Origin of the sequence: Alteromonas sp. CNT1-28 (assembly GCF_022348345.1) — a bacterium.
Lineage (GTDB): Bacteria > Pseudomonadota > Gammaproteobacteria > Enterobacterales > Alteromonadaceae > Alteromonas > Alteromonas macleodii.
This window is the reverse complement of record NZ_JAKREZ010000075.1, coordinates 1-4,836: the sequence shown is the minus strand read 5'-3', so window position 1 is coordinate 4,836 and position 4,836 is coordinate 1. Positions and strand designations below refer to the sequence as shown.

Below are 4,836 nucleotides of genomic sequence, written 5' to 3'. Positions count from 1 at the left end.
GCGGCGGCAGTTTTGCCAGAGATAGCCTTCTTAGTTCAATTAGGTGGTATGGAAGTCGCATTTGCTCTCGTTTTTGCTAGCCTAGCTCCCATCATTTCTTGGTTCTCAGCAAAATACCAAGCAATTAAAGAATGTTTACAAACCTCAATAGTGGCTTTTAGGCATAGTGCATCTGCTAAACCTTCCGTTTTCTTCGTACAAGCTTCTTTTTGTGCAGCCGCACTTATATTTACAAGTTCGGGCTTATTGGCTTTTTACTTTTTTATGCCTAGTATGCTGCTAAATGGGGTCTTGGCGTGACCGCACCTAACAAGCCAATAAACGCACTCACTTCGTTCGCTGGGACGCATACACGAGGGGCGGCTTCGCCATTATGCCCCACATGTCTGCGCCCGTTATTGGAAAGTTATGTGCAGGTTTAATTTATGAGGGTTAAATGGATTATTTCTCTTCATGCTCATGCGAAGCTGTTCGCGTAAAACTATCACTTCCTAAGTCAATCGAAAGCTATCAACCTAGAGAATGTGACTGCGACTTTTGTAAGCATCATAGTCTTGCGTACATATCAGATCCGCTTGGAAAGTTAAGCGTTAACTCAAGTGCCTCAGTCAATTTTTTAAAGCAAGGTTCAGAACAAGCCTCCTTTATTCAATGTTCTAGATGCAACCAAGTCGTGGCGGTTTTTTACGATGCAGAAAAAGTTAAAAAAGGTGCTGTATCCGCTACTCTATTTGCCAATCGTCATTCTTTCAATGAATATCAAACCACTTCACCTAAATTGTTGAGTTCGGCAGATAGACGTGAGCGTTGGGGTAATTTATGGTTAACTGTGGTTTTAGAAATAAGCGAAAACACATAACAAAAAAATCAAGTTCGCCCGCTGCGCGGGCTGGGACGCAAACATGTGGGCTGCTCACTTCGTTCGGATTTTAGCCCACATGTCTGCGCCCCTTATTTAAAAGTTATGCGCCATGGAGGTTAGTTTGGAAAATTCGGATGTCATAGCTTTGGGTTCTTCTTTTGTGGCACTTTCGGCCTTAGTTGTCGCTGTGTGGCAAGGCTGGCTGGCTCGAAGGCATAACAAATTATCAGTACAACCATTACTACACTTCAATGTAAGTAACTTAAATGGCTTATTCATAAAACTTCAATCAGTAGGACTAGGCCCCGCGGTCGTGAAGAAGGTCATTATTGTATTTAATGGTCGAAGATACGAAAACCCAAGTAGAGACCCATATCCTGAGATGTTTTCTCAACTTTCAAATAAATATCATTATTTATTCCATATGCCTGTAGTTGGCTCATCGTATTTGCCTGGGAGCAAAGAAACTATTTTGAGTTTACAGTGCAATAATTTTTCAGAGGAAAATAAACAAGAGCTATCAGGATTCTATCATCAAATCTATTTTGAGATTCATTACACGTCATTTTATGGTGGTAAAACGCTCATTTGTAAGAACAAAGATGGCGCATAACAAACAAATAAAGTCACTCGCTGTCGCTCGTTGGGACGCTAACACGTAGGGCCGCTTCGCTATTATGCCCTACGTGCTATCGCCCCTTATTTAAAAGTTATGAGTCTTAAGTATGGATAAAGAACAGAAGAAGAAACTGAAGGATCAGTACAAGCAGAATGAGCAAGACGAAATTCGAGCATCTATTCCAATGGGTATTGATGAGCTTAAAGATCTCTTGTCGCACCTCAACCGTGAGTCAGCCCCAGAGTGTGATCACACACTTAAGGAAACAATTGAATTCCTTAAGTCCAAGCAGTTAAACCCAAAGGTGGTTGTTCCTTGGCTTGGTGAGCACGGCGGGTTTTGCGACTGCGAAGTAATTTACAACGTCTACGATGATGTAGGTGATATTGTAGGGTGGCACCTTGACGAAAACTCATAACAAGTTTGTCAACGATCGCCCTTCGGGCTGGACAGCCTTAAGCGTGGCTTCGCCACAAGGCTGCCCGTTACAAAAGCGTTATAAGCCACGGAAAATTGTGAAATGGATTCTCTTTTTATTTACTCTGCGTTAGTCACATACTTAGTACTTAGCATTGCAGTATCAGTATTCTTAGCCAAAAGAGAAGACTTAGACTCTGTTCAAAAAATTGCTCAAATAATTATTGCTTGGTTAATTCCAATCATTGGAGCAGTTGCTCTTTGGCAGTTTAATAAAAGTCAGGATCAACCAACTAAGAAGTATTCTGAATTTGGTGGTGGCAACACAACTCAATAAACTCACTCACTTCGTTCGCTGGGACGCATACACGCGGGGCGGCTTCGCCATTATGCCCCACGTGCCTGCGCCCGTTATTGAAAAGTTATACGATTCACGGAAGGACACATTTGTGCGCGCATTCTTACTCTTTATTGGTTGGTCTTCAGTTATTGGAAGCTTTGGAGATGGTGGGCTAGGTATTTACGCTTTTTGGGTGGCTATGTCATCAGACCTCGTCTCTTTTGGTATATCTTTAGATGAATTTCTAAAAAACTATGTAGAGGTTATATATTGGGTAAAAAGCGTCGCATTCGTGGTTATGCCTAAAGACTTTGCAACTTGGTTATTTTCTGTTCCTGCTTTAGCATATTTCCCTACGAGGATTGTGATGAGTGCCGTTATAGGTTGGTGGGCACTAAAAAAAGCTTCAGTATTAAAGGTACGCGATAGAAATCGTATAACAATCGCATAAACTCGCTCGCGGGCTCGCTGGGACAATAACACGTAGGCTCAGTCGCATCGCTCCAATTTTAGCCTACGTGTTATTGCCCGTTATGCGGGTGTTAGGTGCTAGTAGTAATGGAAGACATCGTAGAAATTGGGATAGATAACAAAGAACACCTTTATTTAATGCCATCAACATCCTCTTTTCCTATGATTTATCGAGAGGCTGCCGGTGTTCACTGGGATCAGAAACGGAGAGCTTTGGTTGGTCAGCAAAACCGAGAATGGGGTTATCCCAAGTGGTTCACACATATTTGCAATTTGGTTAGCAAAACTGGTTGTCAATTACAGCTAACAGAAACAACAAGGTGGGTAAACATTACTTGCGAGCTTCGGAGTTCGATTATTCAAGCTCATAGTAAGTTACGCACCTAACAAACGCATTAACACTCGCTGCGCTCGCTAGGGACAAAAACACGTAGGCTCCCTGCGCTTCGCTTAGTATTGTAGCCTACGTGTTTTTGCCCGTTATGCGGGTGTTATGTGTTAAAAGTGCCCTATGTTGCATTTTCGATCCGTAGGGCGCGAATCCTCATAACGCTTTAGCAACTTAGCTGCACGTCTTTCCGTAGTGTCATTCGCTTATCACGAAAGAAAACCGATTCTAGGTGCGCATCCAGTGGGTATACTCCCTCTAGTCCTAGCGATACCTGTAAATTCAGGTCTAAAGTTTGCGCATCGTTGAGAGGCGTTCACGGTCAATAATTCACATAACAAAGCAATCATACGGATAAACCGTATATTGCGGGGGTTATACGCAAAAGGAAACCTGTGAGTAAAAAGGAATTTATTGGTCTTGTTGTATTAGTTTGCTTACTCAATTTTTTACTTCAAATTTGGTATGTAGGTAATGCAGGCGATTTCATTGCAAATTATGTTGGTTATCCAATGAGCATTTTCATCATTCCTATTTTCTTATCACAATTGCTCCCTTATATTGCTCTTTCAGCTAGCTCAAAGTCTTTGGCACTAAAACAAAAACTGCAGTTATTTGGTATTCCTTGCTTTGTTTCGGTATGTTTAGTTTGTGGCTTTTACTTAATAATGCAATATGGCGGTTGATTTTGGCTATTGCGTATAACAAACAAATTATGTCACTCGCTTCCGCTCGCTGGGACGCAAACACGTGCGCGGCTTCGCCATTATTGCACACGTGTTTGCGCCCCATATTTGGAAGTTATAAGGCGTCAGCCTAAACTGCGTTTGGCTTTATAAAAATCCCAATAAAACTACCCTCACCTGTTTTTATAAGCATCGCTCTGGCTTGTGGTAGGTTTAAATCCGCCGCTTTCAATTCAAAGGTTGCGCATTAGGCGCTTTATCGCCAAGTTATTATTCAACGTCAACAAGCGCCAATGCGTTAGACAGTTCAAATGGCGGCTAGCTTCTGCCAAATCAAAACCATCAATGCACAGTCGTTTTTCTTGTCTGCGTTAACAATCAATCGTATGCTGGCTTCATCAGTTTTTAAACAGACCAAAGGAACTGGCTCTGCTTCTAACAAAGCGCTTAAGACCACTCCCTTCGGTCGCTCGGACGCATTTACGCGGGGCGGCTTCGCCATTATGCCCCACGCAACTGCGCCGCTTAGCTTAATGTTATGCGCAAATAGGAATCGACCTTGGGTAAAGTAATAGGAATTACAATTTTTGTCGTTTTTGTTTTTGTCGCCGGCTATTTGACTGCAAGTTGGCGGTTTGTGTATTCAACCACTTATGTTCTTACTGAGCCTCTTTCCATAAAAAATTCGCAGGGTTCTGGCGAACTACCCATTGGTACAGAATTACACTATCAGTCAATGGCACACGGTGAAGTAGATTTCTATACTTTCATTCGGGTTGCCCGAGAAGAGGCTATGGCCAAAACCAAAGAAGTAGAAGTCGATACGTATAATGGAATCAAGAGGTTGAAATCGAGTGCAGAGTAAATCGCATAACAAGTTGCTGTTGTCGCCACTGCGTGGCTGGGACAGCTTACACGTCGCTTCGCTATGTTCCAGCTGCCCCAAAGCAAAGCGTTATGTACTTTGTCTCATAAAATGAAACTAATAGAAGTAATTGAAAAAATTGACGACCTTGATGACGAAGCAACGATCTGGGTAAAAGTCGATGAGGA

At 42.4% G+C, this 4,836-nt stretch carries 9 protein-coding genes; 8 read left to right on the top strand and 1 reads right to left on the bottom strand.

What is annotated here, in order from left to right:
• From MHN02_RS21265 to MHN02_RS21235, 7 genes are all read left to right on the top strand, one after another.
• Nucleotides 1-300, top strand: a 300-nt coding sequence (locus MHN02_RS21265) for a hypothetical protein (RefSeq protein ID WP_239247943.1), incomplete at its 5' end; no start/stop codon positions are given.
• A 136-nt stretch (nt 301-436) separates the two neighbouring features.
• A complete protein-coding gene (locus MHN02_RS21260; protein WP_020743521.1) occupies nt 437-859 on the top strand; it encodes a hypothetical protein in 423 nt (140 codons plus the stop codon).
• Between the two features lie 124 nt (nt 860-983).
• Entirely contained in the window at nt 984-1,475 is a 492-nt protein-coding gene (locus tag MHN02_RS21255; protein WP_158297392.1) for a hypothetical protein, read from the top strand.
• A 112-nt stretch (nt 1,476-1,587) separates the two neighbouring features.
• Nucleotides 1,588-1,899 carry a DUF2695 domain-containing protein gene (locus MHN02_RS21250; RefSeq protein ID WP_239247941.1) on the top strand — a complete coding sequence of 104 codons (312 nt, stop codon included), beginning with the start codon at nt 1,588-1,590 and terminating at the stop codon, nt 1,897-1,899.
• A gap of 102 nt (nt 1,900-2,001) precedes the next feature.
• Entirely contained in the window at nt 2,002-2,235 is a 234-nt protein-coding gene (locus MHN02_RS21245; protein ID WP_239247939.1) for a hypothetical protein, read from the top strand.
• A 112-nt stretch (nt 2,236-2,347) separates the two neighbouring features.
• Nucleotides 2,348-2,689, top strand: coding sequence for a hypothetical protein (locus tag MHN02_RS21240; RefSeq protein WP_239247937.1), 342 nt, complete (start codon nt 2,348-2,350; stop codon nt 2,687-2,689).
• Nucleotides 2,690-3,492: 803 nt separating this feature from the next.
• On the top strand, nt 3,493-3,783 hold the full coding sequence (locus MHN02_RS21235) for a hypothetical protein (protein WP_239247935.1): 291 nt from the start codon (nt 3,493-3,495) through the stop codon (nt 3,781-3,783).
• Between the two features lie 307 nt (nt 3,784-4,090).
• Here MHN02_RS21235 and MHN02_RS21230 read toward each other — a convergent pair whose 3' ends face one another.
• Complete coding sequence (locus tag MHN02_RS21230; RefSeq protein WP_239247934.1) at nt 4,091-4,285, bottom strand: hypothetical protein; 195 nt, start codon at nt 4,283-4,285, stop codon at nt 4,091-4,093.
• A gap of 57 nt (nt 4,286-4,342) precedes the next feature.
• Between MHN02_RS21230 and MHN02_RS21225 the strand changes: the two genes are divergently transcribed.
• The gene (locus MHN02_RS21225; protein ID WP_239247933.1) at nt 4,343-4,648 is read left to right on the top strand and encodes a hypothetical protein; all 306 of its coding nucleotides are present in this window, start codon (nt 4,343-4,345) and stop codon (nt 4,646-4,648) included.
• Nucleotides 4,649-4,836: the final 188 nt, after the last annotated feature.